Source organism: Mesorhizobium sp. M1322 (genome assembly GCF_040318085.1).
In the GTDB taxonomy this organism is placed as follows: domain Bacteria; phylum Pseudomonadota; class Alphaproteobacteria; order Rhizobiales; family Rhizobiaceae; genus Mesorhizobium.
Genome location: NZ_JAMYLP010000006.1, coordinates 72,061 through 88,251, shown reverse-complemented (window position 1 = coordinate 88,251; position 16,191 = coordinate 72,061). Strand labels below are relative to the sequence as shown.

Below are 16,191 nucleotides of genomic sequence, written 5' to 3'. Positions count from 1 at the left end.
GCCGCCTTCCTCGTTGTCTTGAAGAACTACTGATCAGTTGCCGGGATAGGCCGTACCGGTGCCCAGGAAACGCTTCGTCGTCTCCCGGGCGGCTTCCTCGGACTGCGCCTTGCGGGCAGCATCTTCGGCTTCAGCCCGGAACTGGGTCGCGAGCAGCGTCTGGATCTGCATCTGCTGCTTGGTCGAAAGTGCGATCAGCTGATTGGTGGCCTGGCTTGCCTCAAGGGCACCTGCCGCGCCCTGACTGCGGTTGACGAGATCGGCAAGCAGGTCGCCGTCGGCCCGCACGTTCTCCACGATCTGCGACTGCGCGCTCATGGTTTGGCGGAACGCCTGCATGGCGTTTTGCCAGCGCTCGCGCGCGGCGCTCGCCACATCGCTGACCTCGATTGTGGCGTCGTAGCTTTCCGGATATTGCACACGCCACTGGTTCTGAAGCTTGTCGAGATCGAAGCTCAAGCCGCTGGCCTGGGTCATCAGGCCGTCGATCCGTTGGAGCGAACCTGTGAGCTGGCCCACGGAAGAAAAATCCAGGCGCTGAAGGTTCCGCGCCATGTTCTGCAGCATGGTCGCCTGGTTCTGAAGCGACTGGATCTGGTTGTTTATCTGCTCCAGGGAACGTGCCGCTGTCAGCACGTTCTGCGCATAATTCGACGGATCGAACACGATTAGGGCATGGGCCGGCTGGACGTAGTCGGCCATCGGTTTTGCGATTAGGGAAACGGTGATCAGGCTGGTGAGAAGGCGGCGCCGCATCATGACGATTGCTCCTTGTCTGGTTGAGGGAATTGCTGGAGAAGCTCGGCAGCCCAATCGAGGCCGCGCGCACTCAGGAACCGGGAGGCAAAGCCCTCCTGCCCGTGCTCTGACAGGACGGTGTCGATCAAAGCTTGCGTGGCCGGATCAGAGGCGCCGCAGAGCGCAAGAGCGATCGGGCCGAGCCCGAGCTCGAAGAGGCGGTTGCCGCGGCGCGACTGCAGATAATACTGGCGCTTCGGTGTGGCACGGGCGACCAATTCGATCTGCCGCTCGTTCAGGCCGAAGCGCTCATAGGCTGCCCGCGCCTGCGGTTCCACGGCACGGTCATTGGGAAGAAAAATGCGCTGTGGGCAGCTCTCGATGATTGCCGGCGCGATCGACGAGCCAGCGATGTCTGCAAGTGACTGCGTGGCGAAAATGACGGAGACGTTCTTCTTTCGCAGCACCTTCAGCCATTCGCGGATGCGGGCGGCAAAGAGCGGGTTGTCGAGATAGACCCAGGCCTCGTCGAGCATGAGCAATGTTGGCCGGCCGTCGAACCGCTCCTCGAGGCGATGGAAGAGATAGGTAAGCACCGGCAGCACAGCGCCTTGGCTGTGCATCAGCTCTTCGGTCTCGAAACACTGCACATCCGACAAAGCCAGCCGATCTTCATCGGCATCGAGCAGCTTGCCGAAGGGACCGTCGAGCGTGTAGGGCATCAACGCGGCCTTGAGCCCATTGGACTGAAGCAGAACCGACAGGCCCGTCAGCGTGCGTTCCTGCGCCGGCGCGGTGGCAAGGCTGGTGAGTGCCGACCAGATTGCCTCCTTCACCTCCGGCGTGACGGTGACATTCTCATGGGCGATGAGGCCGGCGATCCATTCGGCTGCCCAGCTGCGGACAGCCCGGTCGTTGACATTGCGCAGCGGTTGGAAGGCAAGCGCACCGTCCGCACCAAGCCCATGGTGCTCTCCACCCATGGCGAGTGTCGCCGCGCGAGCCGAGCTGCCCTTGTCGAAGACATAGACCTGTGCGCCGGCATAGCGGCGGAACTGCAGAGCGACGAGGGCAAGCAGAACCGACTTGCCGGCACCAGTTGGACCAACGATCAGCATGTGACCGACATCGTCGACATGGGTGGAAAGCCGAAACGGGGTCGACCCGCTGGTCTCGGCAACAAGAAGCGACGGTGCTTCGATCCGGGTGACTTTCGCGAGATGCTCGTTTGTCGCCGGACCGGCCCAAACCGACGATAGCGGCATGAGATGGGCAAGGTTCAATGTATGAATGAGCGGCTGGCGAACGTTGGCATAGACATGGCCGGGCAACGAGCCGAGCCACGCCTCGACCGCATTGACGCTTTCACGGATTGTGGTGAAGCCGAGTCCGTTGACGATGCGCTCGACCGCGCGAAGTTTCTCCGCGGCGGCTTGGCGATCCTCGTCCCACACCGTCACGGTAGTGGTGAGATAGCCGAAGCCGACATGATCGCCGCCCAACGCCTGAAGTGCTTCGTCGGCATCAAGCGCCTTGTTGTCGGCATCGCTGTCGACGAGCGGGACCGGTTCGTTGGTCACAACCTCGCGGAGGATCGCGACGATCGATTTGCGCTTGGCAAACCACTGCCGCCGCAACCGGGTCAGTGTCTTTGTGGCTTCCGTCTTGTCGATCGGGATGAAGCGCGTCATCCAGCGATAGGCGAAATCCTGATGGTTGAGCGCGTCGAGGATCCCTGGCCGGGTGACGTTCGGGAAACCAAGGATGGTGAGGGTGCACAGATGCTGCTCACCCAGCATCGGCTCCAGGCCGCCGGTAAGCGGCGCGTCAACCAGAACACCGTCGAGATACATTGGCGTTTCCGGCATGGCGACCGGATGGCGGTAGGTCGAGATTGTGCCGTGCAGATATGTTAGCGTCTCGGCATCATCGAGGGCGCGCACTTCCGGCATGAAGCCGGACAGCAAATCCAGGACGCGGTCGGTCTCGTCGCGAAACCACGCCACCTCCTGGCGCCAGTCTCTAGCCCCTCCCGAGTGATGCGAGTCGACCAGTGCGCTTTCCGCCCGCGCCTGGCCATCTGGCGCCGGCATGAAGACCAAGGTCAGATGATAGCGACTCTCGAAGTGCGCGACCTTGCCCTCGAAGGCCGCGCGCCGTTCCTCATCGACCAGCCATGAGGCAGCATCGGGAAAAGCCGAGCTCGGATAGCCCAGCGCTTCAGCGCGCTCGGCCTCGAAAAACAACCCCCATCCGGAGCCCAACCTTCGTAGCGCATTGTTGGCTCGTGCGCAGATGCCGACCAACTCGGCTTCGGTCGCGCTTTCAAGGTCGGGGCCACGGAACCGGAAGGTTCGCTGGAAGCTACTGTCTTTATTGAGCACGATGCCGGGCGCGACCAAAGCGGCCCAGGGCAGATGGTCGGCAAGCCGATCGGCTTTGCCGCGATACTCCGAAAGGTTCAGCATGCAAGCCACCCCTTCAGGCGAAGATGACGGACAAGCACGCTGGCGAAGTCCGGATCGCGGCGAGCGGCAAAGACCGCGAGGGTGTGGCCGGCGATCCAGAGCGCCAGTCCGGCGATCCACTGCTGCAGGCCAAGGCCTATTGCCGCGGCCACCGTGCCGTTGAGGATCGCCACCGCTCGCGGCGCGCCGCCCAGCAGGATCGGCTCGGTCAATGCCCTGTGAACGGGGACTTCGAAACCCTCGACATGCTGCTCTCCGGTGGCCATCAGACGAGTGCCCCGCCGCCGAAGGAGAAGAAGGAGAGAAAGAAGCTCGATGCCGCGAAGGCGATCGACAGGCCGAAGACAATCTGGATCAGCCGGCGAAAACCGCCTGCCGTGTCACCGAAAGCAAGGGTCAGGCCGGTGGTGATGATGATAATCACCGCGACGATCTTGGCGACCGGTCCCTGCACCGACTCAAGGATCTGCTGCAGCGGCTGTTCCCAAGGCATGCCGGAGCCCGCTGCGTGGGCCGGGACGGTGAGAAGAAACGCGAGCGCGGTGGACGAAAGGAAGCGAAGCTTCTTGAGCATGAGGTGACCTTTCAAAACTGCTGGAGTTGCGGAAGCGTGAGCGGGGTGACGGCGTAATCACCGCTGCTGTCGAGACCGGTGACCTCAGCGATCGCGTCAATGCGGCGCGAGGATCCGCGCCCAGCGATGAAGACGATCAGATCTACCGCATCAGCGATGAGGCGGCGGGGAACGGTGACGACGGCTTCCTGGGCGAGCTGCTCGATACGGTAGAGAGCGGAGCGCGCCGAATTGGCGTGAACCGTCGCGATGCCGCCGGGATGCCCGGTGTTCCATGCCTTCAGCATGTCCAGGGCTTCCGCGCCCCTGACTTCGCCCACGATGATGCGGTCGGGTCTGAGCCGCAGGGTCGAGCGCACGAGATCGGCGAGCGTGACCGACCCCCGCCTCGTCCTCAAGGCAACGCAATCCTTCGCCGCGCATTGCAGTTCGCGCGTGTCCTCGATCAGGATCACCCGCTCGTCGCAATCGGCGGCTTGTGCCAGCAGCGCATTGGCAAGTGTTGTCTTGCCCGACGACGTGCCGCCGGCGACCAGGATGTTGCGCCGCTCGCGGACCGCCTTCTTCAGCGCATCGGCCTGCAGCGGCAGCATGACGCGGTCGGCGACATAGTCGGCCAACGTGTAGAGTTTCGCCGCAGGCTTTCGGATGGCGAAGCATGGCCCCAGCACGACAGGCGGCAGCAGACCCTCGAAGCGCTCGCCCGATGGCAATTCGGCGCTGACAATCGGATTGTCAGCATGCGCCTCGGCGCGCACGTGGGAGGCGACCAGGCGGATGATGCGTTCGGCCTCAGAAGGATGCATGTGCACGCCGGTGTCGACCCGGCCTTCACCAAACCGGTCGAGCCGCAGCGCACCGTCGGGATTGACCATCACCTCAATGACGGTCGGATCGGCAAGGGCTTCGGTGATCGCCGGACCCATGGCGGTGCGCAGCATGACGCGGCGGCGATGGTCGGCTTCCGGATGAGAACTCATCCTTCCCCTCCCCTGCGATCGTCGGTGCCAAGTGACCGTTTCCCGGAAGCGATTTGGCGGCCGACCTGTTCGACGAATTTGTCGAAGCGCTCCTGGGCAATTGCTTGCGTGGCCCTGTCCGGCACCGGCGTGTGAGCATGAAGCGTGATCGAAAAGCGGATGAAGAGCGCCAGGCTCTCCAGGATCATCTCGACATCGCGCCTGACATGTCCGAGGTCGCGGGAAAGACGGTCGAGCCTCTTGCCGTAGCGCTGGTCGAGTTCATTCTCCCCACGCCGCTCGATAAAGGTCTCGACCGCGTGCGCCACAATGGCCGATTTGGTGGTCGATGGATTGCGGCTGAGGTTCTCCAGCTTCTCGCTCAACTCGGGTTCAAGCAAAAACTGGTGACGAATGCGGTGGGGCTTCATGCTGCTCGTTCCCTCTGACCGGCGCTGATGCACCGGCGACGGGAACGAGCATCGTCGAGATCCTCGAAATCGCTTACGGCCGTTATCTACGCTGAGATGCGCCCGCGTATGGCACGCCGTTCAGAAGCCGGGCACGATGTCCTTGTCGTCGCCCATTCCCTCGTTGAGGCCGTACGCACGTGCGGCGGTGGAAATCCGATCCATGACGCGCTTGTCGGCGAGCGTCTCGCAGTCATCGTCTGCGGGCGTGAACAGATCGCCCTGATCAGGCTCCTGGACGACGAGGGTCCGTTCTTCGCGCAGGCCCGGATGGCGCTGCTGCTGGACACCTCCGTCTTCGATTGCCGCGCCGGCACTGTCGTCATCGCCAGCAAGACGCCGATCCACGCCGCGCACCTGTCCGCTCCAATCGTCCGGGCGCGACGTGGGCCGATCCGCGTAGGCACCGTCGCGCAGCACCGGCGAAGGCAGCACTCGCTCCGTGAAATTCGGATCCTGGTAATAACGCAACTTCTTGGCGCGAATCGGCGGCAATCCCGAAACCAGGATTAGTTCGTCAGCCTGCGGCAACTGCATCACCTCACCCGGCGTCAGCAGGGGGCGAGCGGTCTCTTGGCGGCTTACCATGACGTGGGACAACCAGGGCGCCAACCGATGGCCGGCATAGTTGCGCATCGATCTGAGTTCCGTCGCGGTACCGAGCGCGTCCGAGATGCGTTTGGCCGTGCGCTCGTCATTTGAGGAAAAGGCAATCCGCACATGGCAATTGTCGAGAATGGCGTTGTTCTCGCCATAGGCCTTGGAGATTTGGTTCAACGATTGCGCTATCAGATAAGCGCGGATGCCGTAGCCTGCCATGAAGGCGAGCGCAGTCTCGAAGAAGTCGAGCCGACCGAGCGCCGGAAATTCATCCAGCATCATCAGGAGCTGATGCTTGCGGCTCTTCTTTGGATCGCCCTCCAGGCGCTCGGTCAGCCGCCGGCCGATTTGATTGAGCACCAATCGCACCAGGGGCTTAGTGCGCGAGATATCCGACGGCGGCACGACCAGATACAGCGACATCGGTCGCTCGGCATCCACAAGGTCGGCAATGCGCCAGTCGCAGGCCGATGTTGCCGCGGCCACCGTTGGATCACGATAGAGCCCGAGAAACGACATGGCGGTCGAGAGAACGCCTGAGCGCTCGTTCTCTGACTTGTTCAGCACCTCACGAGCCGCCGAGGCCACGACCGGATGGACCTGGGGCTTGTCCACCGTGCCGAGGTGGTTTGTGGTCATCATCCGCTGCAGTGTCGCAGCGAATGAGCGTTGCGGGTCCGACAGGAAGGTGGCGACACGGGCGAGTGTCTTTTCCTCTTCGGCGTAGAGCACGTGCAAGATGGCGCCAACTAGGAGTGAATGACTGGTCTTCTCCCAATGGTTCCGCCGCTCCAGCGCGCCTTCCGGATCGACGAGAATGTCGGCGATATTCTGAACGTCGCGGACCTCAACTGGACCTTTGCGCACTTCCAGCAGCGGGTTGTACCGCGCCGATCTCGGATCGGTCGGATTGAACAAGAGACAGTGCGAGAACTTCGACCTCCAGCCAGAGGTCAGCTGCCAGTTCTCGCCTTTGATGTCGTGAATGACGGCCGAGCCGGTCCAGGAAAGAAGGGTTGGAACAACGAGTCCGACGCCCTTGCCCGAACGTGTCGGCGCAAAGGCCATGACGTGTTCTGGTCCGTCATGGCGCAGATAGCGATAATTCAGTCCGCCAAGGAAAACGCCGGCCGGCTGAAACAGCCCCGCCTTCTCGATTTCCAGCTTCATGGCCCATCGTGAGGACCCATAGGTGGTGACCAACCCCCGCTGCCGTGCGCGCCAGAGGGACCCAGCTATCGCGGCGGCACAGCCCAGGAACCCGCTGGCTCCGGCAAGTATGCCAGCCTTGTCGAAGACTTCAGGCGCATAGGCGTCAAATTGGAACCACCATTCGAACAGTTTCCACGGCTGGTAGATCGGCCAGCCGACTGTCACAAACCATGGCGCGCCCAGTGGCGGCTGATAGGAGAGCATGTGGGCGCACCATTGGGTTGCAGTCCACACGCCAAGAATGACAATTGCGAATACGACAGCGATCTGCCCAATCAGCAACTTCGTGGGTGTCAATGGCTTGCTCCGCTCTTCTGGGCAGACGGACCAAACATCGCGCCGAGCGATGAGAATTCGAACGGCCGCTACGTGCGACTAGGTGCGATGACAAGGTTGATAGGCATTGTTCAGCTGCGAACAGCAAAAATCCGCCGCAGCAACCGATCGGCGGTGCCAGGTACGCGGTTTGGTCGCAGAAGATGTTGGGGCTTCAGGCGCGGGCACATTGAAGATGTGCTGACAGACAAACCTTTGGAGCCGACGCGTTTGTGCGATTAGCGAGCTGAAGGGCTCGGCGAGAAGTCGTCGTTCTCAATCGGGCGACGGGGATACATCGGCGAAGACGGCATAAGGCAGGATGGGCCAGACCGAGCCGACGGCAAGGTCGTAGCCAAGGCCTTGGAGCGCATAGCGCCTGGCCGGGAGGCCGCCGCCAGTCAGGCTTACGCGGCGCGTCGTTGAGCGAGGTGAAGACCCGAACGGGCTCGACGAGGGTCCACGGCGGTCACAATGTTGTGGTGGTGATCGCAGTAGACGCGATCCGGCGAAGTTGGCCCAGCACAAAAACGATAGCCGCCGGGTACTGACGGGTCTTCGCTCACCGGGAAGCGGCACTGATAGAGGCCTAGCTGAATGAGAGGGACGTCTCTCGAAGTTAGTCTGATATTTTCAGGCATGATGGTTTCCTAGTTCACAGCAATTGCCGGCTGACGGCCGCAGTGCGACCCGTCGGGGCGAGCTTCTCTCGTTTGGGAGGGCTACGGACTATATGGTGTTGGTAGCACCGTCAATGAAGCCCGACGCCCTGCTTCTGAAGCCAATAGTTTGCGACTTAAGGCCACACCCGCGAACGCATTGGCAATCTACCATCGTGTCCCCGAGGCACCCGCCCGCCGCGGTTTGCCGGGTGGGGCCCTAGGCCCACTCGCGGCGCTCGCACTCGATCTCGGTGCGGGTTTGCCGTGTCTCATCGCCCTGTCAGCGCCTTGCAAATGAGCGAAACCAAGCTGTCGCGCGCTCGCTCGTGGAGTGCGCCTTTCGGCCGCCATGCAAGGAAATCATCAACGCTCATCCAATCAGCCGGGTTTGTGTCGGCGTCTGGCTGGCTGAATTCCACATACAGATGCAGTTCGTCCGGCACAAAGACGACCCTCCACGATCCTTTGATGTCATTGGCAAGGTTATAGGCGAGGACGGTCATGGCGGGGCACTCCTTTCGCCGTGGAGCGTGCCTATCTCACGGGAAAATTCCATCGCCAGAAGTTGGTATTGACGCTCCCGCTTTCTCAGAAATCCAACGTCCGCATGATGCCGAAAGGTGCGGCTAGCTTTTTGTGTATCCTGGTTGGAACACGGGACCGCCGCGCAAGTTCGGTGCACGCAGCCATTCCTCCCCTCCAGGTATTGCTGCAGATCGGTATCCCGATCGGCCCGCGCTCCCCGCAAGGGCGCGGGCCTCGGCCTGTGGTGCTCATGCCATCTACTTCGATCCGCAAGATGGAATATGATCTGGATAGAAGGACCCTCTCGGTGTGGTTCGTCGCCAGCGGCAAGCGGTACGAGTTTGAGGGGGTACCGCCGGAAACCTTTGCCGCGTTCCGGGCCGCGTTCGCCAAGGGCCGCTATTTCAACGACCACATCCGCAACAGTTTCCGCTACCGTCTGGTTGCGAGCGATAGCGACCCGGGATGACCTGACCTGCCGGCGGCTCAATCGTCCTGTCGCTCCAACCGGCGGTTGGTGGACGCGTTGCCGCCGTTGCGCTTAGGGCTGGTTACGGTCCGCGCTCACTTGGCAAGCCCACCCCGCATCCCCCCGCCTGGTGCAAAGCGTTTGATCGGTCCCGCCGTTCTGGCAGTGCGGCGGGACTTTTTTGCGGTCCAGGTGGAACATCGGCGCGCGGGGAAGGCGCGGTGCACGCAGCACCCTTTTCTCATCCAACGTACGTCGGTGGCGCGCTGAAGGGTCTCAACGTCGGTCTGCCGCCGGAGCTCAACTAGCTGGACTATTGCTCGACCGGAAGCGGCTCGTGCTGCGGCTCAGCGTGGTGGAACACCTGTCCAAGATCGCGCGCGTCGAACGTTTGGCCGCAGACTGGGCAGTAGACCAAGTGCTTCGACTCGTCCTCTACCGGCCCGTCATGCGGCCTGCCCTCATAGCCTGTCGCGATGTTGTCGGTTCTAATCCGGGGCAACGACAAGTGCCTTTCGTCGTTTTGGCGGCCGATATTTCTCCATTAGCCGGACCTTGTCACGGTCGACCGTGACCAGCGGCCCGAGGCCGATAGTCACGGTGTCCTCGTCGATGCGCGTGACCTCGCCTTTCAGGTCGATTTGCTGGCCTCGGTTCACCTTGGTGTGGTCGATGATGGAATGTGGGAAGTCGTAACCTGGGATCGAGACCCTTACGCGGTCCTCTGTTACCCGCGTCAGAACCCTGGCCGTAATCGCCACCTGGTCACCAATGCCTATTCTCCGAGCCATGCCATGGATTCTGGTGCGGGCAGTGTCTTCTTCAAGAGGCCTCTAATATACGCCGGCCATCCTAAGGCTGACCTACGACCAGAGTTACAAAAGTTGAACTTCACCGGGGAACACTCCTTCTGTCTGCCTGTTCAATTTGCCAGGCGCATCCCGCGCATTCAGACAGGAGAAAGAAGATGAAACGCATCCTTTTGGCTTCGGCCGTGCTGGCGGTGTCGGCCGGGCTTTCCTTTGCCCAGACGACGAGCGGAACTTCGAGCGGAACCTCGACCACCACAACCATGCCCAGCACGACGGATCAGGGCACCGGCACGACGAGCAGCGGGACCAACATGTCCGGCGATCAGGGCACCGACACGACCACCACCAGCGGCACCACAAATCCGAACTCGGCCAGAGACTGCGCGCCCGGCCAGCAGACTGGCAGCGCTCAGCAGGCGGCGCCTGGTCAGCAGGACACGACAGCCAATACCGCCGCGCCGGGCCAGGTGAAAAAGACCGACGAAGGTTGCTGATTGGCACATCGGCTCAGGTTGGGAATCACCAGCGTGTGGCTGGCTGATCTCCCCCGACCACCGCCTGAACTCAACTCGGCTGGCGAGCAAGTTCCCGCCAGCTCAACGTTCTGATGCTGAAAATACTGGACCAGATCTATGCGGTCTCACCGTTAGCGCCAGCGAAGCGACGACACCGGGGCGGGACAGGCGGGGCCGCTACAGCTCCAGGCTTGTCTTCCCGGTGCGCACGGCGTCGACGACTTCGCGCATCGAGTCGAGGACGAGCTGCCGACGATCCGCATGCGGATCAGCAACTCAGGGTCGATCGAGGGACGGCCGACCGGGCAGGCCGCACCCTATACCCAAGCGGAAAGGCCACGCCCACGCCTGGACACGGCCAGTGTATATCGGCGGGCTGCTTGCCAATGAGCTCTAGTGATGTCGAGCGCCGGCTGCGCCGATATGAGCGTGGAGGCCACGAACAGGCGTATCAAAGGTCTGGCCTGATCGCGCCGGCTGATGATGCGCATAAAGGCCTGGGGGCCAGGCATCAGCGGCTCGGCCGTCGCCACGATCTCGGCCTGCCGCCACTTGTAGAAGGGCGCCAGATACTGGCGGATGGCCTTTAGCGTAGCGTCATGCTGGAGCGCCAACGGATCGGGATCGATGCCGTCAAAGGCGACAAGACCAAGTACCCAGGACGGAAGCCAGCAGCGATGGGGAAGCGCGACAAGATCGTGAAGTTGGATGCCGAGGGCATGACCAGAACAGCGATAGCCAAAGGAACTGGGGGTCAGTGAGCGGAGCGTTTATCCGGCGCTTCAGGGGACCGGTGAGCGCCTATAGGTGACCACTAGGACTACGAGGCGAATTAGGCCCCACCAGACTATGAAACGCTCCTCGCCTAAGCTGACCCGCGCTCTTCCGTATCTTGACCCTCGCTTCAGACGCCTGTCGAGGAAGTGTTCGACGCTGGCCATCACCCGTGCGCCCGCACGCTCGCTGCGAACATAGAGGGCAGTCGTCGGCGTAGCGAACGAAGCAGTGCTTGCGTCGCTCCAGTTCCTTGGCGAGTTCGTCCAGCATTCCGACTTTGAAACATGGCTGATTTCCACACAGTCGCGGCGGGGCAAGACCGGCTTTTAAGCGGTTGAGACGGATCATGGATGGTCGCTGGCTCTGGATGACGGAAACGGATCAAAACGACGGCTGGATGCTCTGCATAGTCAACGAGATCACAATCTGCGGCTTCGGAAGCGAGGCTAGTCTCCATGACGTCAGGGCACGCCGCCGCTTCCGGTCTGCCAGTCTGGCGCATGTGTCAACAGTTCCGAGCCGAAGCACTGCACCGCCCTCCCAGCCAAAGAAAGTTGGCTCGCCCGACTGGCAGAAGAAGGCCTCGATGCTTCGCGCCTTCGCGGGGCCGTCAGCCAGACCATCGCCGATGAGCCGCCGAAGGAACGTGGCATCCTTGCCGCGCTGCGCCGATCCCGCTGCCGGAGCCGATCTCCAGGTCAAGATCTGATGCGACATCTGCTCGATACAAACCGCCTCGGAGCCCCTGCTCTAAAGGACGGCCCAACGAAACGACCATAATCTTTTCATCTCCTCCCTCACAGCCGTCGAATTCGTCGCGGTGTGCTTGAGAAGCCGTCGGGCAAGCGGCGTGACGAGCTCGAAAAATAGTTCGCGGCGTCGGACGGTGCACAGATGCTTTTTGCCGGTCGGGTCCTGTTGTTCGACGAGAAGGATGGTCCGGCGAGGCAAAGAGCCGGGCCCAAGGAGAGCCTGCTCAGCCTCAATCGCATCGGCCAGCGGTTCTTTGAATTCGCGGTAATCCACATTCATGCAACCACTGCCCTTGTCTTCGCGTTTAGCTGCGTTCAATCGTGGGGAGCGACAAGAATGCGGGCCTTCAGTCCAATTACAATCTGCCTCAATCGCAACCTGACGGTGGTCGCGTCCATAGCCGACGCAATGAAGGTGCTTCAGCAACCATGGCCTAGAATGGGAAAGCCGGGGCGGCTCAACGCGATCCGAATGGTCGAGGAGTCCCTCGCCGGGCATTGCAGCCAGCAAGCTGCGCTCGAGGCCTTCAAGGCGGCGGCTGAACAGGGACTCCTTAGAACAAGAGGGACCACCGCAGGTCTGGGGAAAATTGCGCGGATGGTTGAAGATCTGATGTGAGGTCATGCCGCCCTCGCTAACACTGAAGAGCCGCCCCACTTGAAGCCCGAAATACTGCCTTCTCCCGCGGCAGCCGAAACGCCTCAAACGGGCTATTAGCCTGGACGTGAGAAGGCCCTGGCTTCGTCCGGGACAGCCAGGACCCAAGTCGCGGCGGTGGCAACTAATCTGGTGGTGGCCGTCAGCTGGTTCAGCCAGGTCGGCACGAGAACCGAAGATAACCGGGACTGTGCCGGCGTTGGCATTCGCAAAGAGGGGCACTCTGCATCGTTCTCGATGGCTAATCAGCAGGAAGGAACGTCTTGGCCTCTTTGGCAGCAGCCTCGAAGGCCTGACGGACCTCCACCGGGGTCAGCCGCCCCTAAAATGCGTCGGCGCAGGACTGGATCGCCAGCTTCCACTTCGGTCCCCTCTTCGGCCACTTCATGTTCCTCGGCGGCTCCCTTGACGTGGCTCACCCCGTAGGTGAGCCCAGGTCGGTTGGCCCTGACGTAGACCGGAGGGGATAACCAGTGGAGTGCCATGAGGGGGAACTTAGGCGGGAAGAGCCCGTTGACCACCCCAGCTGTAGGCGCGGATAGGGGAACGATGTAGGCCCCTCGCGGGTTTAGAGGTTGCAGTTGCAGCGGTCGTTCTTCGGATGTGCAGCCGCTGTGGCGGGGGTCCGTCGCCTCTCCTTGCTGGCGGCGGGCTCCGCAAAGCGCGGTGTTGGTCGGAGATAATAGAACCTTATACCGCAATCCAACTTAGCTAGTTGTAATGTCCCCTCCTCTTTTGCAGCAGCCAGGAATGCCCTGCAGGCCTCCTCCGGCTCCATCTGACGCTGCCCCCAGTTTCTATCCATTTTTGAGTTCCTCAGCCCTCCAGGAACGCCAGAAGCGCCGCATTCACCGCGTTGCTCTCTTCGCGTTGAACCCAATGCGTCCCCTCCTCGAAAGTCTGCAGGCGGCCATCGTCGCAAAGGGCGAGACTGCGCTTGGCCAGCCCGGATTCCAGAGCCTGGTCCTGCATCCCCCACATAACAAGAGTAGGCGTCGTGATCCGCTCCTTCAGGCTCGGGCGAAAGCGCAAGGCGCGATACCAGTTGAGCATGCTGGTCAGCGCTCCCGGCTGCTCCCAAGCCTGCCGATATTCTGCAATCTCCTCTTCTTCGAAGGCGCCTTCCCGGCTGGATGTCCTGAGTGCTCGTGCGAGCAAGGCCGAGCGGCGCGCACCCAAAACGGCTTCGGGCAGCAAGGGGCTCTGGAAGAAAACCGCGTAGCTGCTCCGCAGAAACTGCGTCGGAGATCGCAGGGCATGGGTAAACAGCACCTCGGGATGGGGCGCATTCAGGATGACGAGCTTGTCCAGGCGATGAGGCAACTTTGCCCCGGCGGCCCAAGCGACGATGCCGCCCCAGTCATGGCCGGCGAGGTGAAACCTTCCGATGCCGAGCGCGTCGGCCAGGGCGACGACATCGCCGAGGAGCTTGGGGAGGGTGTACTCGCGGATGCCCTCTGGCTTGTCACTGGTGTTGTAGCCCCTCTGGTCGGGAACGATGACCCGATATCCGGCGGAAGCGAGCGTACCGATCTGCCGTCTCCAGCCGATCCAGAAGTCCGGGAAGCCGTGCAGGAGCATGACCGGCTTACCCTCGGCAGGCCCGGCCTGAACGACATGAGCCGAATACTTCCGGCGTTGACGAACTGATGTTCAGGCGCGAGTGAGATCATGGCTGGTAACGTGGGTGTCGTTAAAGTGATCCAGCGCAATGAGGATTTAGATCAGGCTGCGTCGTCCCGACAACATGCACGCTCAGCCGATGGGCATGGGAGCCGAAGGGCCAAGTGGGGATGGCGCAGGTGTTGCTGCAGGCGGCGGATGTTTATTTGTAAGCGCAGGTCTGCACCTGCATCCTTTGGCGCTATTATACGTTTGCCCCGCGAAGAAGATGCTCCGGACCGGCGGCCATGTCGAAGAAACCAACCGAGGACGCTTACGAAGGTCAAGTGCAACTTGAGCGGCGGGCCGAACGGGAGAGCCGCGGACGCAATGCCGAATGGCCGTCAGAGATTCCCAGCCGCGGCTGGAAGGACGTGCTGTGGCGGGTCTTTGCTGAGGTAACCGAGGACCGTGTTATGCTGATCGCGGCGGGGGCTGCATTCTATCTGCTTCTTGCCCTCTTTCCAGCGCTTGCCGCGTTCGTGTCCATCTATGGTTTCGTCGCCGACCCTCAGACCATCGCTGAGCACATTGCGTTCCTTGGCGGCGTACTGCCTTCGGGAGGTCTGGATATTATCAGATCTCAGCTTGCGTCCTTGGCCGCTCAGAAGGCTGGCGCGCTCAGCTTCGGCTTCATCTTCGGCCTTGCCGTCGCACTGTGGAGCGCCAGTAACGGCATAAAGACGCTATTCGAAGCCATGAACATCGCCTACGAGGAGAGTGAAAAGCGCGGCTTCATCCACCTGAATCTCCTGGCCTTGGGCTTCACACTTGGCGCCATCCTCATTGGTATCGGCTTTATCATCTCGGTGGGGATTGTGCCGGCCATGCTTGTGCTGCTGAACCTCGGCGGCTGGACCGAAGCCCTTGTGCGGATCTTTCGGTGGCCGATGATGCTGATCATGGTGGGCGTCGGGATCACGCTGATTTACCGCTACGGACCCAGCCGGGAAAGGGCAAAGTGGCAATGGGCGACATGGGGCGCCTTCCTCGCCGCTGTGGTCTGGATCGCAGTCTCGATAGGCTTCTCCTATTATCTTGAAAACTTCGCCAACTACAACGCCACGTATGGAGCTCTTGGGGCAGTCATCGGCTTGATGATGTGGACTTGGATTTCTGTGATTATCCTGGTTGTAGGTGCGGAGCTGAATTCCGAGATGGAGCATCAGACAGCGATGGACACCACCACAGGTGCGCAGCAGCCGATGGGTGCGCGAGGTGCCACGGTCGCCGACACACTGGGCGGACCGGCCGATGCCGCCGACCAGCAGTCGCGTTTGGACGAGCGCAACGCGTAGCGCGCAGATCAATTTGCACGCCATCGTCAAGCGGCTGCAGCCGAGCGTGAGCAACGGCTCAAGGCGCTGGTCGCCCGGCTTGCCCAGGTGACTGGCGTCTCACCATCCAGAAGCAACGCAAAAGCATCGTCGCCGATGCCGAAACCTCGCCAGCCTCGACGAGGTTCATTGTTCTGCTCAAGCGTCAGAGCCGCCGACTTGAAGGGCGAGATCGCCTCGCTACTCGACGACGATCCGCTGTGGGCCTGTCTCGATCAGGCCTTCGGTTCGGTCAAGGGCCCCGCGTACTCCTGATGGCCGAGTTGTCCGAGATTGACACCTTTCCAATAAGGCCATCGCCAAACTCGTGGGCTTGGCGCCGATCGCCAATGACAGCGGCAGACGCAGCGGTCGAAGACCGGTGCGCGGCGGCCGTAAAGGTCCGCGCTCCAGCCTCTTCCTCATCGCGCTCACCGTCGCCAGATATGATCCCCCCGCGCCTTCAGACAGGAAAGGAAAAGATGACTATTCGCATTGCGCCCGCCCGCAAGCTACCCATCATTCCCAATGCAAAAGCACGCGATGCGCGCCACGAGTTCGCAAACGCAACTTGACACCCCAGATAGTCACTCATTGGGAACCAACGGGCCTTACCTCCGTTTGCTCCTCGAATGGAGGAAACCATGAACAACCGGAATTCTGAACGGCGTCCCCCGACTGCGGTAAGAGCTGGTGACGGTACCTCG

At 61.7% G+C, this 16,191-nt stretch carries 15 protein-coding genes and 1 pseudogene; 6 read left to right on the top strand and 10 right to left on the bottom strand.

Annotated elements, in window-relative coordinates; all coding sequences use genetic code 11:
* Positions 1-33 precede the first annotated feature (33 nt).
* The 8 genes from trbJ to NKH12_RS04100 all read right to left on the bottom strand — a co-directional run bounded on the left by trbJ (position 34) and on the right by NKH12_RS04100 (position 8,501).
* A complete protein-coding gene (gene trbJ / locus NKH12_RS04140) occupies positions 34-759 on the bottom strand; it encodes a P-type conjugative transfer protein TrbJ (protein WP_352752442.1) in 726 nt (241 codons plus the stop codon).
* Positions 756-3,206 (bottom strand): conjugal transfer protein TrbE, encoded by a 2,451-nt coding sequence (gene trbE, locus NKH12_RS04135; protein WP_352951968.1) that lies wholly within the window; start codon positions 3,204-3,206, stop codon positions 756-758. Before trbE ends, trbJ begins: the two co-directional genes overlap by 4 nt.
* Entirely contained in the window at positions 3,200-3,472 is a 273-nt protein-coding gene (locus NKH12_RS04130) for a VirB3 family type IV secretion system protein (protein ID WP_352571685.1), read from the bottom strand. The genes trbE and NKH12_RS04130 overlap by 7 nt, the downstream gene beginning before the upstream one ends.
* Entirely contained in the window at positions 3,472-3,780 is a 309-nt protein-coding gene (locus tag NKH12_RS04125) for a TrbC/VirB2 family type IV secretion system protein (RefSeq protein ID WP_023680310.1), read from the bottom strand. The genes NKH12_RS04130 and NKH12_RS04125 overlap by 1 nt, the downstream gene beginning before the upstream one ends.
* Positions 3,781-3,791: 11 nt before the next feature.
* Positions 3,792-4,760, bottom strand: coding sequence for a P-type conjugative transfer ATPase TrbB (gene trbB, locus NKH12_RS04120; RefSeq protein WP_352951967.1), 969 nt, complete (start codon positions 4,758-4,760; stop codon positions 3,792-3,794).
* Positions 4,757-5,170 (bottom strand): CopG family transcriptional regulator, encoded by a 414-nt coding sequence (locus tag NKH12_RS04115; RefSeq protein WP_352541492.1) that lies wholly within the window; start codon positions 5,168-5,170, stop codon positions 4,757-4,759. Before NKH12_RS04115 ends, trbB begins: the two co-directional genes overlap by 4 nt.
* A gap of 120 nt (positions 5,171-5,290) precedes the next feature.
* Complete coding sequence (locus NKH12_RS04110) at positions 5,291-7,318, bottom strand: conjugal transfer protein TraG (RefSeq protein ID WP_352951966.1); 2,028 nt, start codon at positions 7,316-7,318, stop codon at positions 5,291-5,293.
* Positions 7,319-8,267: 949 nt separating this feature from the next.
* Entirely contained in the window at positions 8,268-8,501 is a 234-nt protein-coding gene (locus tag NKH12_RS04100) for a hypothetical protein (protein WP_352951965.1), read from the bottom strand.
* A 20-nt stretch (positions 8,502-8,521) separates the two neighbouring features.
* On the opposite strand from NKH12_RS04100, the gene NKH12_RS04095 reads away from it, so the two are divergent.
* Positions 8,522-8,992: a KTSC domain-containing protein gene (locus tag NKH12_RS04095; RefSeq protein WP_352951964.1), complete on the top strand. Its 471-nt coding sequence runs from the start codon at positions 8,522-8,524 to the stop codon at positions 8,990-8,992.
* A gap of 488 nt (positions 8,993-9,480) precedes the next feature.
* On the opposite strand, the gene NKH12_RS04090 is transcribed toward NKH12_RS04095, so the two are convergent.
* Positions 9,481-9,783 (bottom strand): hypothetical protein, encoded by a 303-nt coding sequence (locus NKH12_RS04090; protein WP_352752448.1) that lies wholly within the window; start codon positions 9,781-9,783, stop codon positions 9,481-9,483.
* A gap of 176 nt (positions 9,784-9,959) precedes the next feature.
* On the opposite strand from NKH12_RS04090, the gene NKH12_RS04085 reads away from it, so the two are divergent.
* The 3 genes from NKH12_RS04085 to NKH12_RS04070 all read left to right on the top strand — a co-directional run bounded on the left by NKH12_RS04085 (position 9,960) and on the right by NKH12_RS04070 (position 12,467).
* Entirely contained in the window at positions 9,960-10,298 is a 339-nt protein-coding gene (locus NKH12_RS04085; protein WP_352457937.1) for a hypothetical protein, read from the top strand.
* A 620-nt stretch (positions 10,299-10,918) separates the two neighbouring features.
* Positions 10,919-11,080, top strand: coding sequence for a hypothetical protein (locus tag NKH12_RS04080; protein WP_352755486.1), 162 nt, complete (start codon positions 10,919-10,921; stop codon positions 11,078-11,080).
* A gap of 910 nt (positions 11,081-11,990) precedes the next feature.
* On the top strand, positions 11,991-12,467 hold the full coding sequence (locus NKH12_RS04070; RefSeq protein WP_352951963.1) for a DUF982 domain-containing protein: 477 nt from the start codon (positions 11,991-11,993) through the stop codon (positions 12,465-12,467).
* Between the two features lie 855 nt (positions 12,468-13,322).
* Here the strand turns inward: NKH12_RS04070 and NKH12_RS04065 are convergent.
* Entirely contained in the window at positions 13,323-14,087 is a 765-nt protein-coding gene (locus tag NKH12_RS04065) for an alpha/beta fold hydrolase (protein ID WP_352951962.1), read from the bottom strand.
* Between the two features lie 329 nt (positions 14,088-14,416).
* Between NKH12_RS04065 and NKH12_RS04060 the strand changes: the two genes are divergently transcribed.
* On the top strand, positions 14,417-15,466 hold the full coding sequence (locus NKH12_RS04060; RefSeq protein ID WP_352473691.1) for a YihY/virulence factor BrkB family protein: 1,050 nt from the start codon (positions 14,417-14,419) through the stop codon (positions 15,464-15,466).
* Positions 15,467-15,514: 48 nt separating this feature from the next.
* A pseudogene (locus NKH12_RS30545) lies at positions 15,515-16,059 on the top strand (transposase); the annotation flags it as partial.
* Positions 16,060-16,191 lie beyond the last annotated feature (132 nt).